Source organism: Spirosoma litoris, from assembly GCF_054776755.1.
This window is the reverse complement of the sequence record NZ_BAAHBI010000024.1, coordinates 1-22,456: the sequence shown is the minus strand read 5'-3', so window position 1 is coordinate 22,456 and position 22,456 is coordinate 1. Positions and strand designations below refer to the sequence as shown.

Below are 22,456 nucleotides of genomic sequence, written 5' to 3'. Positions count from 1 at the left end.
CTACCTAAAGGATTTCAAAAGGACTACGAAAAATAAGCTTGACATATTCCTTAACTTCAAGCAACACCGTTGAATAAAGTTTTCTTGCTATCTAATCTAAGTTGTATGAAAGCTGGTTAATGTGAGCGCAAAAAAGACATAGCGTAGAGTAACCGTACCTCTTGCTTCTTCGGAGGCAACCAAGCATCGGCTATGCTATATATATAGCTAATTGTATGGCTGATTTCTTTAAGGCACTTAATCTGAGTGAGTAATACCTGGTCGATTCCTTTCCCGTAGCCGTTTGTGATAACATGGCTCTGGTCACCCGGTCGGATTGGTCGCTCTCGATTAGCCAAGCAACAGTTCAATTTTTCATTCTACTTGGTTTGTTCGTCGATGTGACGGTGTTGCAGATAATGCACTTGGACTTGCCAGGAGGGGAGGGGTGTTTGGCAACGCAGGCGCAGGCTATAAGGACTATGGGCCAGAAGAGCTGTATGCAGATTTCGCTGAATTTTCAGCAAAAAGTAATCGCCAGCGACCTGATCAAATTGGGGGGTAGTCTGCAAGAAAGGGTTGCGCCAACGGATTGAACAGGCGTTTCGCCAGATTACGATGCAGTTACCGAAGCGAGTTTTCTAATCAAGGTCGTTTTGTGCCTATTGGCCTATATACTCGAAATAAACTTGTGACATACAACTTTGATTAAGTTAACAATCATTCCAACCAGTAAGGGGACCAATGTAAGCTTACTAGGAAGAGACCATGTCTAGTGACATCGACAAGTATGAATCATTGGCATCTTAATGCTAGTAATCAGCACTAGAATTTTATATTAAATGAAAATGTCATTTTAAATATATGAAATATCGATTTTTTGTTACAAAACAATATGTGTGATAAGTGTAAGTGCTTGAAAATTAGGTGCGTGATTTTTTTTGCTACGATTATTGTATGAACAAAATCGGAAGATCAAACGGTATTCTATTATGAATAGCACCGCAAGCAATGCACTTTATTGTTCCAATTTTTCAATTAGGTATCTGGATGTAAATACTGTAGTACTTTACCCCCCTCCCCGCTCTAGAAGCTCGACGAAGACAGGGGAAGGGTATATTACAGTGAAACAAATTGGTACTTTCTTAAAAAAATAAAAAAACAGGCTATGGACTTTGGTGTATTAGTTAATAAACAAAAAAAATATATGTGTATAATTGTACACATATTTACATGAAATATACGCAACTAGGTGGAGCTGAAAGCCATTAAAGACGGCATTATTACCAATGATTACTCAACAATTTGGTGGTCATTTCAACAGAAATGATAACTACCTTTTTATAAAAGAGGCCCTAATAGTGGTAAATTTTTATGATAGTCGACTGCTACAAGACCTTCTATATAGCAGAAGTTTAATACAAAAGGCTGTTATGGAATTACGGCAGCATTGGGCAGGCTTCCAATGGATATATGAACGAAATCGAAAATATAAAAGCTTTTTTCACCGAAAATCGACGTAAGGTTATGCGAGTGAAGGCTATTGAAGAACTTTCAGGCGTTCCAAAGAATACATTACTTAACCTGCTTACAATTGATCGGGCAATTCCTCAACGTCATATAGAGAATCTTATCAATGTACTTAAGCTATTTGGCTATCGACCACTTGATGCTGAATCTAAATAACTTAATCATAAAGCTTTCCGCTTAATAAAACAGATTTCTGTTTGTTTGGAGTAGATCATTTTGAGAACAAGTAAATAAGAGCAAGGGCATCATAAACCAGCTCCAGATTGCAATTACCCACCAGTTTAACTAACCCAAAACTAGATTATTTATGCTTCAATATCACGTGAGCTACCTATTGCCAGCCGAGCGCAGGCGTAGTGATTAAAGCGTCTGCACAAACAGGCATACCTTCTGATTATCCTGTTCAAGCATCCAGTTTCACGTTTTCTGTATGGTTGCAGGAAGACGTATATACCATTCCGTTCAATTTTTAAGGTACGGGTCGATTTAGTATTGACAATATAATCGACTCTACTCATGCGCTGATTTGTATCGCTGTTTATGGCGAGCCACATGTTCCCTGTCACTCAGAGATCAATTTTGCTATGCCTAGTTAGTTGACTCTGGCTGATGATAATTCCTATTACTAGGTTATTGCAGATGATGATTTTATGATATAGAGTACTAATCCACCTAAAACTGAATTGACAATGTATTCTTGTTTGATTGTTGATGATGACCCCTTATATGTAGATTATTTAGTAGGAAATCTTAAAGAAACGCGGCTTTTTGATGAATACCAATTGGTAACAACAGCGTTTGAGGCTATCGAGAAATGTCGTGAGTTCTCCTTCGATATTGTCTTCTTGGATTTACAACTGCCCGATCTATCAGGGCTAGATTTGATCAGGGCGATCAGTAGTTTTAATGTAACGGTAGTCGTTGTGTCCTCGCTAATAGAGGAAGCGGTCATGTGTTTCGAACTGGGTGTAGTTGATTTTCTTAAAAAGAACTTCTCTTATGATCGATTAATGTTGGGCATTAGCCGTGCATTAAAAAATACTATACCAAAACCACAAGAGCGATCGGATAAGGCAGTCTCAATTTTACAGAAAACAACGTCTCATTATTTTAAGTCTGGACGGCGCATTGAGCACATAGCAACGGATGAAGTTTTTTACATTGAAGGATTTGGCGTGTATTGTAAAATACACATAAAAAATACTTTCCAATTGATTAACATCCGCCTTTCTGAAGTAGAAAGTCAACTATCAACAAAAGGGTTTATTCGAGTTCATAAGTCGTTTATCATCAATACGGTCCATATAAAACGGTTTGACGGTAAACATATATGGATTGACGATCGAAAATTACCTATAGGATTAACTTATCGAACCATTGTGAATGATTTCATGGCTAGTAGCATGATGTAGTAAACAAACATCCTTAGCTATATTCATAAAGTCTCCCTATTACATAATATCTATTAGTAAACCCGTTAGTGAGCAATGGACTTTTCAGACCATATTCGAATTAAGCGGCATCAGGATAATGTATTTGTCTGGAGCTATTATCATCCTGTTTTCCTAGAAGATGCCAAATCACTCCAGGGGGAGTGGCGATCAGAATATCAATGCTGGCAGTTTAATTCGAGCGTAGTATCTTATCTGCCTAGTTTATTGGATGGGCTTTTTCATGTTAATGGATTAACGAAATATCCTGTCTGTCGGTTACGGATCAATTCCTATAGTACAATAAGTAGCCAGGATGCCTGTATCCTTTTCAACCGGCCCGTTGCACGGGCTTTCAGCCGCGATAGTGGCGCATTGATACAACCTGATATCTATAAGTTGAACGGAGTATTTAGGTCAGGTGGCAGCAAAAAAAACTGGCGAACGATTCTTGAAGAAGCCTCTTTCGAGATCCATCATTTTCCGCTGGCGGCCTTGAATCGCGAAGATGTACTGATGGCTGTAAAGCAAGGATGGGTAGACGTACTTGACTAACTAACTAGTTGACTTAAGCTTATGCGAATTCATATTACCCTGAGTTCATCAGAAAAGGCCATTCCATTCGCTTACCAATCCAAATTAGTGGGTGTACTTCATCGGTGGCTTGGTCCTAATACTAGCCACGACACCTTATCATTATATGGGTTTAGCCATCTACGAGGTTTGCGTCAGCTTAGGCCAATTAAAACGAACACTGGTCTTGACCATGCCGATCAAATGGGATGCTTTTTCCCAAAAGGGGCCAGCTTTTTTGTTTCCTCGCACGACCCTATTTTTTTAAAAAGACTGATCAAAGGTATTCAGGCTCAGCCTGGAGTATTCGGAGGAATGTATGTGGAGCGTATCGACATAGAGCAGCAATCTGATTTCGATACGCATGGAGTAAATAGACAATTTTCGGCATCGTTTAGGGTAAGATCACCTGTATTACTCAAAGATTGGCAGAATAGTGATCCCACCTGTAAACATCCAAAGTATGCGTATTATACTGATGAAAGTTCGTCAACAATACTAACGGCTGTTATGCATCGGAAACTTACCGCAGCCGGGCTTCCAATTGAAGGTTGCCAAGTCCGATTCAATACGCAAATACCTTGTAGTCGGCGAATTACGGGGGTTACGTATCAACGAATGTATATGAAAGCATCGCTGTGCCCTATCACCATTATGGGGACAGTTGAGCAAATCAGGTTTGGCTGGAATGTTGGCGCAGGGCATAGTACGGGCATTGGTTTTGGTTCACTTGAATTTCTCTCAATCGAGCCTGTAGAACCATGACAGCTATCTATAGCATTCTTCATTGTGTTCAGTATAGGGGATTGTTTGCCTTTATCAAACCATTTTCGGCCTTGCGAGATGAGCAAACAGTCAGCTCGTTTTACGTCCCACCGTCTGTTGTTAAAGGGATCGAGTGTACGTTGTTTGGGTCTCACACCGGGCGGATTGTCCGCTCCCGACTAACCTTTACTGGCGTTAGTTTTCAGCAGGAGATAATCCAAACCGCAGGATTTAACAGAAAAACCAATAACCTGTATGAACGAGGTACCTCTACCTTGACACGGGGAGTTTTGCTATACCCTGAACTTACCTTAGCATTTACGGAGTTGGATGACGCCGAAATCGCTAAAACCCGACCCGTCCTATTATCCCGAAGAGAAGACTTACTGATGCCATCGGCTGTAGTGGAATCTATAACCGGGGAAGAATTCGATAAACGTATAGGGTATGAATGTAAACAGGTAGTAGTAGCTATGCCGGGTGCCATACCAATGGGATACCATGATGATGGCAGACCAATTTACGTGCTGCTTACCGGAAAACAGAGTGTTTTGCCCAGCTCACTGACAAATACCTGGTTATGATTGCAATTGAAATAGGCCGGATATTTCTCGCCCAGTATAATAAGAACCATAAGACAACCTATTCGAGCGAATCTTTTTTTGATGAAGTGCTCTGGCCCCTTTTCTTCGATTCGCCCGATAAAACGATGTACTGGGTAATTAATTCATCATTTATCTATCTGGAAGCCATCCAAAAACAGCAGTCTAATCAAACCGCCAGACGTCAGGCATTGCTAAAATTGAAAAGCGATCTGGAAAAAGGTCGGGTAAATGCATCAACTGCCGTTGGGCTTGGAGCCGACAAAGTACTGGATTCTGTTGGGCGTGTCAAGGTTTGGGCAACAACCTCGAGCCAGGTAAATACGATGCGCTATATTCCTGATTCGGCGGAAGAAGCTTATCTTTCCTGGATAGGTGGACCGCTAGGTATAGGCGTTGAGGGTGGTTACTCGCTTTTCACAACGGATTCTTTTTTACTAGATATGCTTGGAGAAGGCTGGGTCGTTTACCGCTTTTTGTTATCGACTTATGCTAATCTAGTTGGACGTCAGATCGAAAGTTTTAATGGGCAGTGGCTTCTCCATCGCTTATCCGACCGATACCAATCCCAAGATCCACTCGCTGGTTTCGATCCCTTAACGCCTGACCAAACCGGAATCAGCCGGATAAGTTGGCTGCAACTGGCTTATGCCTTGTCACTTCATCCCGCCTTTGAAACGGTTGATCAACTGCCCTGCTACCTAACTAAATTCGGGCAAACCAACCAAACAATAGGCTATGTACCCGTGGAGCTAGGGCAAATACGCTCGTTCTACGGATCGTTGACTCGCCTTTACCCTCAATTCAATTCAGACCAAACTCAATTCTGGCAGATAGATGGCGCCCTTAAATTAGAGGTTGCCTGCATGACTGGTAGTCTAGGTTTAAAAGCGCTTCAGCCAAAATTAGTGGCTTCGTTCTTAGGCGGATTTGATGTAGTGGCCAGCTATCCTGTAATCGGAAAAACAGGAATTACTTATACGTGGGCCTGTAGTCATGTCTGGATTTTGGAAGCATTGGATGATCCAGATGCCCACTCATTCGCTAAGGAATTAGCCAAATTGGTGCTGGAAATTTCTCCAACTGATAAACAGACTCGTCGGTTGGTCGATCAATTGACAGGTCAAGAACCCCGAATGCCTCATAAGTTGATCAATTGGCTTACCCAACTAATAGGGAGTCTAATGTCCCTTGTTCCTGCTCAGTACCGGGATGCATGGAGTCATTTTCAACAACAACAGCTGGCCTGGTCACCTCCTTATCGATGGTATTTTTTGACCCTCCTTCGCATTGAGCATGCTATTCTATTCAGTAATCTTTAATGATCTATACCCATGAATAACCCATTTGTCTTTTTAAAGCTTCTCCGCCGAGCGAACCACACTGTTTTTGGCGTTTCCGATGGCCAGAAACGATATTTTGATCCCGTATTTCAGAAGTCACAACCCTATGCCAGTGGCCAACAGGTGAAGCGATCCATCATGGAGGCCATTTCATTACAGGTAAACCAGCCACTGGGACCTGTAACCTATGTCTGGTCGGTCTCTGGGAAATTACTTTCCGAAGGTGAAGTGTTGTCGGCCTGTGATCCTCGGTTTCCGGATTTACTATTTGGCGGATGGATGTCGGCTCCCAATGGCGGAGGTAAACAAGTGTTAAAACGTCGTAGCCCTCTTTCCATTTCTGCATTTAAACCTCTGCATCCCCTGCTGGCCAGTGTTATGGATAAAGAAGCGATGACCCATGATCGATCAAGCAAACCAGAAAATAACAAAGTAGTGGTCTATGAACGGGGAAAAGGGGCTATACCGAATCGCATCCTGACGGATCAGGAGCTTGATGAACTGCTGACCGACAACCATCGAAGTTTACATAGGAAGTGGATTCCGGAGGATAAAAATCGCCGGTTGTCTGGATTATTTGTGGAGGAGATAGCAATCGATTTACGTACGCTATTTACAGTATCGCTTTCCGAAAAAGAGCCAGAAATCACTCGTGAGCTGGCAATTGAACTACAGGAGCAGGGCTGGATCAGGAGCAAAAATGCATTCGGTTCATGTCTGATAGCTCCGCGCTCGATACGAAATAGCTGGATTCCTGCCCTGGCGAGTGCGTTGATAGAGTGGAAAATATCGACCAATCAAGCGAACAAATACAGCCCACAGGACACGTTAGCGGTTGCTATTGGTCAGAATGCCTCGACAATTGGTTTTGCTATTCGGGCGCGATTGACTGATCAGCATCATACGCAGGCAGAACCTGTCATCGATAGTTCCATTCAGAACGTACCTGTATTTAAAACCCCCCTGGTAGAAGAATATATGTTTGGTCAAACGGGCGAAGTGGCAGCTATCGACCAGGCCAAAGACGAATTGTCTCGTTTATTAAGTGGTTTCGACTACGAAAATCAAATGTAGGCTCACGAAAGTATACGTTCTTAAGCCTTTTAAACTGAACAGTGCCTGTGAAAACCTCACAGGCACTGTTCGTATTTCAATTCCATGCTGATACACTTAATACGGAGTAGGAAACGGATTTTGCCGATATCGATAACGAATTTTCATTCCTTTGAAAGGTACACCTATACTAGTATTCACGTAACAAAAATTGAAGCAAAAAAGCATAATGTAATTTATGTTGATGCGATTTTATATATCCATAGTAAAGGTTCATGGTGTTAATCGAGATGTTCATTGTAAAATCGAGATTTTTAATTATAAAAAAACATAGTTGGCTGTCTGCGAAATGACTCATGGTAGCCTCGTTTTTAATAAACAACTGTTCGTTTGCTAATCAATAATGTTCGTTTAAAAAATACCAATGAATGTTTCTGGAAGGCTTAGTCGGGTAAGCCGTGGCGAACTATTTGTTTCTAATGGTTAGCATTCGAGACACCAATGCTAAACGAATTTAGGCGTATGAGCTTTTTTAGAGGTACGTCAACAGCGGGCTTCACAACCACCCGCAATTACCCGTACAAGAATAGTTTGCCAAGCCAGATCTGCCGATTAATCGGTTTTTGTTTGTCTGTGCTGTTTGGAGGCTACGGCCTGCATTACTTATTCTTCGCTGAAGAGAAAGATTGGCCTCTGAAAAGGCGTATCGACCGCTCTATTTATGCCATTACAGCCATATGGAGGCACATGACTAGGGTAATTGTCCTCAGAATCAAGTCAGGTTGATCGCAGAAGACCCAGGAAATCCTGGTTTGATTGGTAATTTTTCGGGTAGTGATAGAGAAAGGCGATGTTTCCAGAAAGCCTTAACCAGTTGCATTGATCGCCAGTAAAGTAAACAAAAGCCCCCAAAATGGAGGTAAATAGAATGCGTATATAGATAAGAGTTCAAAATTGAATTGTAAAAGTCCATTATGAGCAAGGTGTTAATCATATTGATGGTGTACTGTGGCACAATGAGCTGGGCTTATGGTCAGATTACCTTCATTAATGCCAATGATAAACTACCCAACCGCCCGTTCGTCGGCTTTCTGTCGAAGGCGGTGGTAGATGTCGATGGCGATGGACGAGATAATGTGATTCGACTAAATTCCAAAACCAACGAACTATCGATTCTCTACCCATCTCCTCAGGGAGATTTCAGCAGTACGTTGCTGAGTAAATTGAAAGTACAGGCTATTTCGACTACCGTTGGTGATGTCAATAAAGATGGCCGAAACGATATTCTGACCGGTGGTTTCTACGATGGCATAACGGTGCTCTATAACCGGGGAACCGGCTTTGTGGCTGACACCCTCAATAGCCCCACCGTTTGGATGCAGGCCGCCAATCTGGTTGACATTAACAACGATGGCTGGCTGGATTACTTTGCCTGTCACGATAAAGGATTGAACCAGATATGGAAGAATGACCGTACCGGAAAGTTCAGTCCCGTGACCAACTGGGTCGATATGCAAACAGTACCTACCTCCGATAATTCGGGTAACTATGGATCGGTTTGGTCGGATATTGACAACGATGGCGATCTGGACCTGTACCTGGCCAAATGCTCGATGCTGGCGATGGGGCCAGCGAATGCGGGTGATCCGCGCCGAATCAATCAGTTGTTCATTAATCATACCTACGATCGCGTTAGTAACCTAACTATCAATAATGGTGCCAAATTTAGTCTGGACCCGACAGGCTGGTTTACCGAGGAAGCCGCTGCCTATAACGTCAAAATCAGCGGTCAGTCGTGGACAGCCGACTTTGCAGACATTGACAATGACGGGGATCAGGACTTGCTGGTAACCAACCACGAATTGCCGACCATGCTGCTGGAGAACGATGGAACAGGGCATTTTACCGACATTACCACCCAGAGCGGCATTACGGGCGTGGTAGACCCTTTGCAGGGCATCATGCGGGATTTTGATAATGATGGCTATGTCGATGTACTGGTATCGGGTGATATGGTGGCGCAACTCTGGCGTAACAATGGCGATAAGACCTTTACCCTCCAGACTGGTGCCTTAGGCACCATCAAGACAGCTTCCTTTGCGGTGGGCGATCTGAATCATGATGGCTTTCTGGATGTATACACCAGCCATTATCCGAAGGCCGATGCCGAAGATGACCTATGGCTTGCCCAGCCCAATGGTAACCACTATGTGGGCGTCACCCTGCAAGGGATTCAATCGAATACTAACGGGGTAGGGGCCAAGATTGTGGTGTATCGCACCGATGGCGTGCGGCTGGTTCGGGAAGTGCGGGCTGGTGAAAGCTACGGCATCACCAACAGTTACACGCAACTGATGGGTTTAGGACCCACGGCCAGCATCAGCCGGATTGAGGTGCAATGGCCCTCAGGTCAGCGGAGTCTACTACAGCAACCAGCGACTGATAAATATCTGGTGATTACTGAGCCAATCTGTTCGCTAAGCCGTTGCATCCCCTTGCAAGTCACCCAGGTCCGATGAACTAGTGCAATCCTCCTTGCTGAGAACGTAAACAAGAACCAAGTACGATCATGGATTTTTTAAGATATATACAGACTATCTGGACGATGGCCTTGTCTGTTTTTAGGTCGCCAAGCTGCCAAATGAACGCTTTGTCTCCCAGACGGACTGATAGCCATCTCCGGAATCGCCAACGGAAAACGGTCAAGCAACCGGGGTTACACAAGTATGTACGAGCAGTTCAGATGCGCATCCGTGGTCACTCATTCCGCGTTTTTGTCACCCGATGCATTTTTGTCATTCCGACGATAGGAGGAATCTCAAGCTTGACCAATAGGAATGTTGAGATTCCTCCTATGTCGGACCGGGTGGCTGGAGCCATGACAAAACTCACTGGCTGACACAAGCCATTTTCAACTCCTTCCAACAGACTCTCACTGTATTAATTATATATATATGGATTTATTGTTTACTAAACAAAGAGGCTCCCTCTTTGCGTTGACTGGCTTTTTACTTTGGATAAGTGTAAGCAGTGGTCTATTGCCCACTACCCAAAACTGTCAAGTCAATGCAGCGAGTAGTTGTTCGAACCAACCAGAAATAGCCAATTGGGTCAGAACACTATCAGACCAAATACATCTACAGAGGCAATCAGTTCATACTGACGGAATTGTCTCTCCCTCGGATGGCCATTGGAAACGCGATGGCTTGCAGGCGGGGACCAGATTACCGCAAAGGCTGGCACCAGATCAGGGCACCTTAGCCTTTCATCAACTCTACGAAACTCACTGTTATCAGCGCACAGGTGCTGATGACCCATCTCCACTAACTGAGCTATGACCATGCAGCACCTATACATGATGATTTCTCGACAAAAGACCTGGGGAGCAATCCTGGCAGGTCTATGGCTGTGTCTGCTGACAGCTGGTGGACTGATGGCCCAGGTGCCCTCTTGTGGACCTAATCAACTATTGACCGGTTATTTCACTGGAGCCACTACCGTGGTGAGTACCACCGGTACGGTTACCAGTGCAACCAGTGTGCTTGGGGTGACCGATGGCGTAACACCAACGCTGAATGCCAATTCGGGCGTGACACTCGACATGGGTAGCGTGTTACCAGCCGGAAATAGTTTGATTTTCACCTATAAATCAGCAGATGCAAACGCGCCATTACAAGTATTGGTGGCTAGCTCAGCAACTGGACCATATACCAATATTGCCCAACTGCCCGCGTCAACGACCCTGACAACATTGTCGGTGTCGTTACCGCTGAATACGCGCTATGTACAGTTAGGAACCACGGGCACGGTGTATTACCCCGATGCGGTCACCTATCCGATTTATAAGTGCGTCAATAATCCAGCACCGACCTGTGCCGCAGGGCAAACTTTATTGTCTTATCCAGCAGGCTCACAAGGTGTCAATGGGACAACTGGGACGGTTACTACTAGTACCAATGCGACCGGTCCTGCTGATGGAGCCGTGGCCACAGTGAATACAAATGGTTCTATAACGCTGGACTTGGGGAGCGTAGTGGCGGCAGGGAATGTCCTCTCGTTGGCCTATTATTCGCAATATACCTCCACCTACGCAACGCCTATGCAGGTTTGGGTAAGCAGTACAGGTGCGGCTGGCTCGTTTATCAACATCAGTTCGTTTCAACCTAGTTCTAGTGCGTCAATGACGAGTGGCAGTCTTATGTTGCCCCTGGACACCCGGTATGTTCAATTAGTAACATCGGGTACCTATTCAACCTACTATATTGATGCCTTAACCTATCCATTGTATTCGTGCGTAACGCTGCCCAGCACGGCTTGTGCTTCAGGGCTACAGTCAGTAGCTTATAACGCGGGGGCTCAGGGACTCAACAATACAACGGGCACAGTGACCAATAGCACCAACGTGATTGGGGTACCCGATGGCACCGTGGCAGCAATCAGTGCTAATTCGTCACTGATTGTCGATATGGGCAGTGCATTGGCCGCAGGCAAAACGCTGACATTTACCTATTCGTCGGGGGATAAAACGGCACCGATGCAGATCTGGACGGCTACGGCTGTAGGCGGCCCCTATACTTTCATTGGTACGATGCCCGGCAGTACCGCGAGTACCACGGGGCAGATCACCTTACCCCTGGGAGCTGAGTACATTAAGATGGTCACCAGTGGCACAGCTTATGCGGTGGATGCGGTGGCCTATCCGGTGTATAGTTGTGTGACGACCCCGAACACCAGTTGTCCAACGGGCCAGGTGTCGGTGAGTACTCAGAGTGGTGCTCAGGGGTTGAACAATACGACAGGTACGGTCTCTAATAGCACTAATATCCTGGGCACCTCCGATGGTAGTCTGGCGGTACTGAGCGCCAGTTCGTCGCTGATTGTCGACATGGGTAGCGTGATTGCTGCGGGTAATCAGGTAAACTTTGCTTACCTGTCGGCCAACACGACGGCTCCATTGCAGATTCTGGTGGCCACAAATCTGGGTGGCCCCTATACCAATGTGGCTCAGTTGCCCGGTAGTACGGCTAGTACTGTGAACAGTATAGTATTACCTGTAGGGGCGCGCTATATACAGATGCAGACTACGGGTACTTCTTATTCGGTGGATGCGGTGACCCAGATCCTCTACAGTTGTTTGGCTAGCCCGGCAGCCTGTGCTGCTGGCCAGCAGTCGATTAGTTATCCGGCGGGTGGAGCGGCTTCTGTTTATACGACCACGGGTTTGGTATCCAGTCCCGGTAATGCCACAGGAGTAATCGATGGAGCGTATACTATAATGGCTACCGCTACCTTAACGCTGGATTTGGGCAGTACGGTAGTTGCCCCTAATGTCTTTTCATTAACGTATTATTCCCAGTACCCCGCTCCTACTGCCTCCCCCATGCAGGTGCGGGTAGCTACTACGCCAACTGGACCCTACACGCTCATTGGCAGAGTGCAGCCCACCCAATCGAGTGTTACCGTTAACCTGGACTTGCCCACGAATGCACGCTATATACAATTAGTTTCGGTCGATGATTGGTCGGCCTATTCTGTTGATGGATTGTCCTATCTGGCCTATGCCTGTGTGACGCCTACCTCAACGAGTTGTGCGGCTGGTCAGCAGTCGGTAAGCTATCAGGCGGGAGCACAGGGTGTGGGAGCCACTACCGGTACAGTAACCAATCCGACTAACATTGTAGGGGTATCGGATGGTGCGGTGGTCTCGCTGGCAGCCAACTCCTCGTTCAATGTGGATATGGGGAGTGCCTTGCCTGCGGGGACAGTGTTGACATTAGCTTATTCATCAGCTAACACTACAGCGCCAATGCAGGTATTAGTGGCCAGTAGCGCGGGCGGCCCCTATACCTTTATTGGGACGGTGGCTGGTTCGACCAGTAGCACCAGTCAGCTACTGACCTTGCCCATCGCGGCTCAGTATATTCAACTCAAAACAACCAGCACGGCTTACTCGCCAGATGCCATTACCTATCCAGTGTATACCTGCGTTACTCCGCCGAATACCAAGTGTGCGACGGGGCAGACATTAGTTGGCTACACACAGGGTGCGGTGGGTACCAATGGCACAGTGGGTACGGTTTCCAATGCGACCAATGCGACTGGTAGTCCAGACGGAGCGGTGGCTGGTTTAAGCGCGAGCTCGTCGATTACGCTGGATATGGGTAGTGCGGTGACGGCGGGCAATAGTTTGCTGTTTACCTACTCGTCGGCCAATACAACGGCGCCGTTGCAGGTGCTGGTGGCTAGTAGTCTTGGCGGACCTTATACTAATATTGGTCAATTACCGGGTAGTACCAGCAGCACGACCAATTCTATCCAGTTACCGCTGGATGCCCGCTATGTGCAGCTAAAAACGACAGGCACCACCTACTCGGTAGATGCGGTGACCTATCCTATTTTTAGCTGCGTGAGTTCGCCATTGACCACCTGTGCCAGCGGTCAATCTAAAGTCAGCTATACCAGCGGAGCCCAGGGAGTAGGTACTACCACAGGTACAGTGACCACAGCTACCAATGCAACGGGGAACCCGGATGGGAATCTGGCGGCCCTGAGTGCGAACTCTTCATTAATTCTGAATCTGGGGAGTGTGGTTTCGGCCGGTAATTCGATCAACCTAACGTATTTATCTGGTAATACTACAGCTCCATTACAGGTGTTGGTATCGACCAATGCTGGTGGTCCCTATACTAATATTGCCCAATTGTCGGGTAGTACTTCCAGCAACACGGTCAGTATAGCCTTACCATTAAATGCGCAGTATGTCCAATTGCAAACTACAGCGACTAACTATTCAGTGGATGCGGTGACCCAGACGCTGTACAGTTGTGTTTCGAGTCCAGTCACGTCCTGCTCAGCAGGTCAGGTATCGAGTAGTTATCAGTCAGGTATCCAGGGAGTAGGAGCCACCACTGGAACGGTGACCAATCCAACCAATATCGTGGGGGTTCCCGATGGTACGGTGGCCACAGTGAATACCAATGGTTCTGTAACGTTGGATTTTGGAAGTGTTGTGGCGGCCGGCAACGTACTCGCGCTGGCCTATTATTCGCAGTATACCTCTACCTACGCAACGCCCATGCAGATTTTGGTGAGTAAGACGGGGGCGGTTGGCTCGTTTACTAATGTTAGTTCGTTTCAGCCGACTTCCAGCGCATCCATAACGAATGGGAGCTTTACCCTACCCCTGGATGCCCGTTATGTCCAATTGGTGACATCGGGTACTTATTCGACCTATTATATTGATGCGTTGACCTATCCGGTTTATACCTGTGTAACGCCGGTATCCAGCACCTGCGGAACGGGTCAGCAGTCGGTGAGTTACCAGAGTGGAGCCCAAGGACTCAACAATACCAGTGGTACAGTGACCAATAGCACGAATTTGCTTGGTTCGCCCGATGGAGCGGTGGCTACAGTATCGGCCAACTCGTCGGTGATTCTGGATTTAGGCAGTGTAATAACGGGGGGAAATAGTCTGCGAGTGACTTACTCGTCGGCAAACACGACAGCACCCATGCAGATATTGGTAGCTACTAATCTGGGTGGGCCGTATGTCAACATTGCACAGCTAGCAGGTAGTACGACTACGACCACGCAAACAGTTAATTTACCCATTGATGCCCGCTATGTGCAATTGCTGACGACAGGTACAGCTTATTCGCCAGACGCCATTACTTATCCGGTCTACACCTGTGTGAGTAATCCGGCTTCAATTTGCTCGACCGGTCAACAGGTTGTAAGTTACAATACGGGGGCTGTGGGTTTGAATGGAGCCACGAGTGTGACCAATCCTAGTTATGGCACGGGTACGCCCGATGGAGCCTATGCCGTGATGGCAGCCAATGGGGTGTTGACATTAGATCTTGGCTCGGTGGTAGCGGGAGGAAACACGGTGAGTGTGAACTATAAATCGGGCGATTTAGTAGCGCCGATGCAGGTACTAGTGGCTACCAACTTAGGTGGACCTTATACATCTATAGGGCAGATGCCAGCCTCAACGGCCAATACGACGGGGAGTCTGACACTACCAGTCGATGCTCGTTACGTGCAACTCCAGACAAAAGCGACGACTTATTCGGTAGATGCGGTTACGCGTCCGGTCTATACCTGCGTTAGCTCGACCATTACGAGTGGCATTGTGTATTTGGACGGGAACATCAATGGGGTGCTAAATAGTATCGAGCAGGGAGTAGGCGGTGTTACGGTGAATGCCTATGATACCAGTGGTAATCTGGTAGGAACCACAACGACCTCTGCGGGTAATCCGACACTGAATATTCCTGCAGGCTATTACAGTTTTAGTAACCTGACGGCAGGCCAACCCTATAAACTGGAGTTTACCAATTGGCCTTCGCAGTATAGCCCTTCAGTGTACGGAATCAACGATGGAACAACCGTGCAATTTATACAGGGGGTTACCCAGAATAATGATTTAGGACTGTACTTACCCAGCAGTATATGTAGTCTGCAAGATAATTCTCGAATGGTATTTGGGACAGGATTGTCAGGGGCGTCAACATCTGTTGGCTCATGGGATTATCTTGATAGAGGTAAAGCCGGGTATGGTACCAGTAGTGGGGGAGGATATAGTGTCACTAATGATATAGCATCTTCAAAGATTGGGGTTCCCCTGGGAGTGGCATCACAACGTCCGACCAATTGGGTATATATGGCACCACTTTCGACAAATATGCCTGGGGTGTTTCCTCAGGCCCCAGATGGATCGTCGGCTATATATATCGCTAATTATAACGGCCAAAATGGCGACCAAACCTACCAGGGTACAAAGTTATTGGTGAAATTATCAGACTTGGGCATTAATGTGGGAAGTACGGCTACACAGATAGGAGGAAATCCATTTGGTGTACAGGGCTTAGGCGGGCTAGACTTCTCGCAATCAGGCGATACGATGTATGTTGTCAATATGAGTAAGGGTACATTAGTGGGTGTGGATGTAAGCCAGGTAGATTATAATAATTTACCTGCAACTAAGCCTACTTCGGCCTTTGAAATAACTCCGCCATCCTCATTAGCGAACTGTAGTGGAGGTGTTTACCGGCCTACTGCTCTGAAACAGTATGGTGGTAAGATTTATATGGGCGGAGTTTGTGATGCAGAAATTAGTCAGAGTAATACCGATTTGAAAGGAGTGGTACTGGCGTATGACCCGGCTAGTGGAACATGGAGTAAGGCGTTAAGTTATCCAATTACATTTACGGGTGGAGGTAGTTCTGCTGGTTCAGAAAGCGGAACAGTACAATATAGTTGGGCGAATACTACCGCTGCTGGATTGCAGCCTGTTATGTTGGATCTGGCATTTGCCGACAATGGGGCGATGGTAATTGGTACAACAGACCGTCATGTATATGGGGCAGCTACGTCCAATAACCAAACTGGATATGTTATGGGAGCCTGGCCTAATGGCGATGGGACTTATACATTGGAAAGTCAGGGGAAATTAGGGCCATATACTGGACTTCCAAGTTTCAACTCAGGAGATCCAGGGGCACCCGATGGGCCGGGTGGGCAAGGATGGTTCTTTCAACAGAACTCGTCAGGAGGACATCCATATGCTTTCAATGGAGGTTTGTATATTAAAACGGGTACAAACTATGTAGTAGCTGGATATACAGATGCGGGTGGTTTATATTTGATGGGAGCCAGTTATTTAAATTTGACCACCGGGATTGGGGAGTATAGTACTCCACTGATTGGGGGACAAAAAATAAGCCGTATCACGGGTACTGATCAGGTCTGCGATGCCGTGCCGCCGATTGAGATTGGTAACCGGGTCTGGAAAGATACCAACAGCAACGGCATTCAGGATGCCGGTGAGCCTTCTCTGGCGGGCGTAACGGTCGAGCTACGGGATGCAAATGGGAATCTGGTAGCTACCGCAGTGACCGATGCCAATGGCAACTACATCTTCTCCAATCAGGCTGGGAGTAGTACAACCAGCCAGAAATACGGCTTGCCCATTACCCAGAATACCAACTATACGATTGATGTCGCGTCTCTGGGTACGGACCCCTCTACGGCTGGCTTGACCTTGACTAACATTTCTCCGGCACCAGGTGAAACCGCTGGAACGACTAATACAGGAGCTACGATTGATAACAACGATGCCTTCCTGGTCAATGGCTTGCCTACGATTAGTGTAAAGACAGGGCCTGATGGCATCATCAATCACAATTACGATTTTGGTTTCATTGGTTCGAGCTTCGATCTGGCGCTGACCAAATCGTTAGCACCAGGCCAGGCTTCGGTCATCAAACCGGGCAGCAACGTTACCTTTGCCGTGGTTGTCTACAACCAGGGAAGCCAGCCAGCCTATACCATTCAACTGGCTGATTATATTCCAGCCGGGCTGACGCTTAACGATGCCAACTGGACGGCCAATGGCTCAACCGCTACGCTCAATACGCCCATCGCCGGTTCGCTGGCCGCTGGCAGCAGCACCACGGTGACCATCACCTTCACCGTCAGCAGCACCGCGTCGGGACCGCTGGTCAACAAGGCCGAGATTGCCAGTGCTGATAATGATACCAACCCGAATAATACCCCACCCACCGATGTGGACAGCACCCCCGATACCAACCCCACCAACGATGCGGGCGGTAATCCTAACTCGGGCAGTGATAACAGCATCACAGGTAACGGCACCGGTACACCAGGTGATACCAACCCGGCTACCGATGAGGACGATGAAGACCCTGCTATCATATACGTACAACCCTGTACGTTAGGGGGCAATCTGTTAACCACCGAGGCCCACTGCGGCAAGGCCGATGGCCGGGCCACGGTAACAGTCAACACCGGTGTGGCTCCCTACACCTATGCCTGGAGCACGGGTGCCAGCACCTCGGCCATCACGGGGCTGAGCGGTGGTCAGACCTTTACCGTAACGGTGACGGATGCCAATGGCTGTAAGGACGTGCTGGTAGGCACCATCCAAAGCACGGGCGGGCCCGTCTTGTCGGGTACTGCTGTAGCGGCCAGTTGCCAACAGGCTACGGGCAGCGCTAGTGTAACGGCTACAGGTGGTACAGGCAGCTACACCTATCTATGGAGCACGGGTGCTACCACGGCTACACTCAGTAACGTAGCGTCGGGTACCTATACCGTAACGGTAACCGATGGGGCAGGCTGCGTCAGTTCACTGGCCGTCATTGTGCCTGGCACGAGCCCCTTGTCGGTGGTCGCTACGCCAACCTCGTCAAGCTGTTTGGGAGCCAACGGCAGTGTGGCCCTAACGGTGAGTGGGGGTAGTCCGGCTTACAATTATGTCTGGAATACGGGTGCTACTACGCAGAACCTGAGTGCGGTAGCGGGTGGCACTTATCAAGTAAAAGTGACGGATGCGAACGGCTGTACGGCTGTCGCTACGGCGGTAGTGCCTAATACAAGCGCACCCACGGTGAGCGGCACGCCCACTAACCCGATCTGTTTTGGTACCTCGACGGGTAGCGTCAGTCTGGTGGTGAGTGGCGGCAGTGGCAGCTATAGCTATCAATGGGATAATGGCTCGACGGCCCAGAGTCTGACGGGTGTACAGGCCGGTATCTACAATGTGGTGGTGACGGACGGATCGGGTTGCCGGAGTGGAGCGAGCTTCACACTGACGCAGCCGAGCCGGATTGTAGCCGATATTCAATCGGTATCGGCGGTATGTAACGCGCAGGGTGGCATCACTGGCGGCACGTTGCAGGTAGTGAGTGTGGTAGGCGGAACCCCTGGCTACAGCTATCTGTGGAGTACGGGTAGTGCGTCAACCAGCCTGACGGGTCTGGCAGCAGGCACCTATTCGCTGACAGTAACCGATAGTAAAGGCTGTCTGGCGCTAGGTCAGGCGGTGATTGATCCGTGGCCAACTTGTGCGAAAGCCTCATTAGGAGACTATGTGTGGCTGGATACCAATAGTAACGGCCAGCAGGACCCCACCGAAACAGGCGTAGCCAGTGTGACAGCGGTACTGCACGACGCAGTAAGCGGCACCGTGGTAAGCACGACGGTGACCGATGGAACGGGCCATTACTTATTTACGAATCTAGATCCGGGCAGTTACTACGTCGTCTTCACGGCTCCTTCGGGTACGACTTTCACCACACCAAACAGTGGTAACGATGCGACCGACAGCGATGTGGCGAGTCTGACAGGCCAGAGCGGCAGCACGGGTGTGTATAGTCTGACGGCGGGTCAGCAAGACCTAACTGTAGACGCCGGTCTGATCCCGCTGAAAGCTTCACTGGGTGACTATGTGTGGTTCGATACCAACCAGAATGGCCAACAGGACCCCACCGAAACGGGCGTAGCCTCTGTAACGGTTGTGTTGCATGACGCAACCAGCGGCACGGTGGTTTCTACGACGGTGACGGATAGTCAGGGCAAATACTTATTTACGAACTTAAATCCAGGTAGTTACTATGTAGTCTTCACAGCTCCCTCGGGCACGACCTTCACCACCCCCAATAGTGGCAACGATGCTACTGACAGTGATGTAGCAAGTCTGACCGGTCAAAGTGGTAGCACGGGTGTGTATAGTCTGACGGCGGGTCAGCAAGACCTGACCGTAGACGCCGGTCTAATCCCGCTGAAGGCTTCCTTAGGCGACTATGTGTGGTTCGATACCAACCAGAATGGTCAACAGGACCCCACCGAAACGGGGGTAGCCTCTGTAACGGCAGTACTGCACGATGCCGTGAGCGGCACGGTGGTGAGCACCACGGTGACCGATGGTCAGGGCAAATACCTGTTCACGAATCTGAATCCGGGCAGTTATTACGTGGTCTTCACGGCTCCTTCGGGCACGACCTTCACCACCCCAAATAGTGGGGCCGATGCTACGGATAGTGATGTAGCGAGTCTGACTGGTCAGAGTGGCAGCACAGGCATCTACAGCCTGACGGCAGGTCAACAGGATCTGACGGTGGACGCAGGCTTAGTGCCGCTGAAGGCTTCCTTGGGCGACTATGTGTGGTTTGACACCAACCAGAATGGCCAGCAGGACCCCACCGAAACAGGCGTAGCTTCTGTAACGGCAGTCCTGCACGATGCGGTGAGCGGCACGGTGGTAAGCACGACGGTGACCGATGGAACGGGCCATTACTTATTTACGAATCTGAATCCGGGCAGTTATTACGTCGTCTTCACGGCTCCTTCGGGCACGACCTTCACCACGCCAAACAGCGGGGCCGATGCTACGGATAGTGATGTGGCGAGTCTGACCGGTCAGAGTGGCAGCACAGGCATCTACAGCCTGACGGCAGGTCAACAGGATCTGACGGTGGACGCAGGCTTAGTGCCGCTGAAGGCTTCCTTGGGCGACTATGTGTGGTTCGACACGAATATGAATGGCCAGCAGGACCCTACCGAAACGGGGGTAGCCTCTGTAACGGTTGTATTGCATGATGCGACCAGCGGCACGGTAGTGAGTACGACACTGACCGACGGAACGGGCCATTACTTATTTACCAATCTGAATCCGGGCAGCTACTATGTCGTCTTCACGGCTCCCACTGGGCAGACTTTCACCACACCGAACAGTGGCAATGATGCCACCGACAGCGATGCAGGTGTAGGCGGCCAAACGGGTGTGTACAGTCTGACAGCGGGTCAACAGGATCTGACGGTGGATGCGGGGATCATTCCAATTCCGGTCTTCGACCTGGCGCTGAAGAAAACCTTAGCGGCTGGTCAGTCTGCCAACGTAATGCCTGGCAGCAATGTGACCTTCACGGTGACGATCTACAACCAGGGTAATGTGGACGCGACGAATGTTCAGGTAACGGATTACATCCCAGCGGGTCTAACCCTGAACGATGCGGCCTGGACAGCCAATGGTAGCCTAGCGACGCTCAACAGCGTGATTGCTAGTTTGCCCGCCGGTCAGAGTGTGACGCGGCCTATCACCTTCCTGGTGAATGCGAACGCGCCCAGCAGCCTGACCAACACCGCTGAGATCAGCAGTGCCAGCAACGCCCAGAATCTGCCGGACGTGGACTCCAGTCCGGATAACAATCCGAGCAACGATGGCACACCGATCAACGACGATCTGAATGGAAACCATAAGGGCAATCCAGCTGACGACGAGGACGATAGCGATCCAGAAGTGATTACGGTGAGTCCGGCCCCTGTGTTTGATCTGGCGTTGAAGAAAACCTTAGGTCCTGGCCAGAGTGCGACGGTAGTCGCAGGCAGCAACGTGACTTTCACGGTAACGATTTACAACCAGGGTAATGTGGATGCGACGAACGTTCAGGTAACGGATTACATTCCGGCTGGGCTGGTGCTCAACGATGCCAACTGGACCGCCAACGGTAGCTTAGCGACGCTGACTACAGCGATTGCCAATCTGTCGGCCGGCCAGAGCCTAACGCAGAACATCACCTTCACGGTGAGCAGCAGTTTCGTGGGGGGGACGCTGACCAACGTGGCTGAGATCAGCAGTGCCAGCAACGCCCAGAACCTGCCCGACAAGGATTCAACCCCTGACAGTGATCCGACTAATGACGGTACGCCCGTCAATGACGATATCAGTGGGGATCATAAGAATAACCCATCTCAGGATGAGGACGATAGTGACCCCGAACCGATCACGGTAACCCCCTTGTGTACGGCATTGGGTCTGAACACGGGAACTACGCTGGCGCTTTGTGGTCAATCTAACGGTATTGCTACGGTGGTGGTGAATGCAGGTAGTGGTGTAGCTCCCTATACCTATCAATGGACGAATGCACAGGGAACCGCTATTGGTAGTAGCAGTGTCGTTCAGGGCTTGGCCCCCGGCCTGTACACCGTAACGGTGACTGATAGCAAAGGCTGTACGGGCCAGAAGCAGGTGACCATCTCCTCGACCAATGCCCCGGCCATCGTAGCCCAGGTAGCCTCCACCAGTTGTGGCCTGGCCAATGGCAGTGCCAGTGTGCAGGTGACCAGCGGTAGCGGCAACTATACCTACCAATGGACCACAAGCACAGGCACCGTAGTAGGCAGCAGTGCAAGTGTGGCGAATCTGCCTGCGGGCACCTACACGGTGAACGTGGTGGATGCCAACGGGTGTAATAGCATGACCTCTGTGGTGGTGGGTACCAGCACCCCGCTGGTGGTAGTGGCTACGGCCCAAAATGCGGTTTGTGGTCAGGCCAACGGCTCGATCAGTGCTCAGGTAAGTGGCGGTTCTCCGAGT

The 22,456-nt window shown here is 48.7% G+C and carries 11 protein-coding genes; all 11 read left to right on the top strand.

The window, feature by feature from the left end:
* The first annotated feature begins 293 nt into the window (after window positions 1–293).
* Window positions 294–575, top strand: coding sequence for a hypothetical protein (locus ACYVGR_RS16190; RefSeq protein WP_460958463.1), 282 nt, complete (start codon window positions 294–296; stop codon window positions 573–575).
* Window positions 576–1,452: 877 nt separating this feature from the next.
* Window positions 1,453–1,665 carry a hypothetical protein gene (locus ACYVGR_RS16185; protein WP_460958461.1) on the top strand — a complete coding sequence of 71 codons (213 nt, stop codon included), beginning with the start codon at window positions 1,453–1,455 and terminating at the stop codon, window positions 1,663–1,665.
* 533 nt (window positions 1,666–2,198) lie between these two features.
* Window positions 2,199–2,921, top strand: a complete 723-nt coding sequence (locus ACYVGR_RS16180) for a LytR/AlgR family response regulator transcription factor (protein WP_460958459.1) — start codon at window positions 2,199–2,201, stop codon at window positions 2,919–2,921.
* Between the two features lie 75 nt (window positions 2,922–2,996).
* Window positions 2,997–3,494, top strand: a complete 498-nt coding sequence (locus ACYVGR_RS16175) for a hypothetical protein (protein ID WP_460958457.1) — start codon at window positions 2,997–2,999, stop codon at window positions 3,492–3,494.
* Between the two features lie 21 nt (window positions 3,495–3,515).
* Window positions 3,516–4,277 carry a CRISPR-associated endoribonuclease Cas6 gene (gene cas6, locus ACYVGR_RS16170; RefSeq protein WP_460958455.1) on the top strand — a complete coding sequence of 254 codons (762 nt, stop codon included), beginning with the start codon at window positions 3,516–3,518 and terminating at the stop codon, window positions 4,275–4,277.
* Window positions 4,274–4,861, top strand: coding sequence for a hypothetical protein (locus ACYVGR_RS16165; RefSeq protein ID WP_460958453.1), 588 nt, complete (start codon window positions 4,274–4,276; stop codon window positions 4,859–4,861). The genes cas6 and ACYVGR_RS16165 overlap by 4 nt, the downstream gene beginning before the upstream one ends.
* Window positions 4,858–6,201 (top strand): hypothetical protein, encoded by a 1,344-nt coding sequence (locus ACYVGR_RS16160; protein ID WP_460958451.1) that lies wholly within the window; start codon window positions 4,858–4,860, stop codon window positions 6,199–6,201. The genes ACYVGR_RS16165 and ACYVGR_RS16160 overlap by 4 nt, the downstream gene beginning before the upstream one ends.
* 12 nt (window positions 6,202–6,213) lie before the next feature.
* Window positions 6,214–7,296 carry a CRISPR-associated protein Cas7 gene (locus ACYVGR_RS16155; protein ID WP_460958449.1) on the top strand — a complete coding sequence of 361 codons (1,083 nt, stop codon included), beginning with the start codon at window positions 6,214–6,216 and terminating at the stop codon, window positions 7,294–7,296.
* 953 nt (window positions 7,297–8,249) lie between these two features.
* Window positions 8,250–9,794 (top strand): CRTAC1 family protein, encoded by a 1,545-nt coding sequence (locus ACYVGR_RS16150; RefSeq protein ID WP_460958447.1) that lies wholly within the window; start codon window positions 8,250–8,252, stop codon window positions 9,792–9,794.
* 50 nt (window positions 9,795–9,844) lie between these two features.
* Window positions 9,845–10,174, top strand: coding sequence for a hypothetical protein (locus ACYVGR_RS16145; protein ID WP_460958445.1), 330 nt, complete (start codon window positions 9,845–9,847; stop codon window positions 10,172–10,174).
* 441 nt (window positions 10,175–10,615) lie between these two features.
* The coding region (locus ACYVGR_RS16140; RefSeq protein ID WP_460958443.1) for an SdrD B-like domain-containing protein at window positions 10,616–22,456 on the top strand (11,841 nt) is incomplete at its 3' end.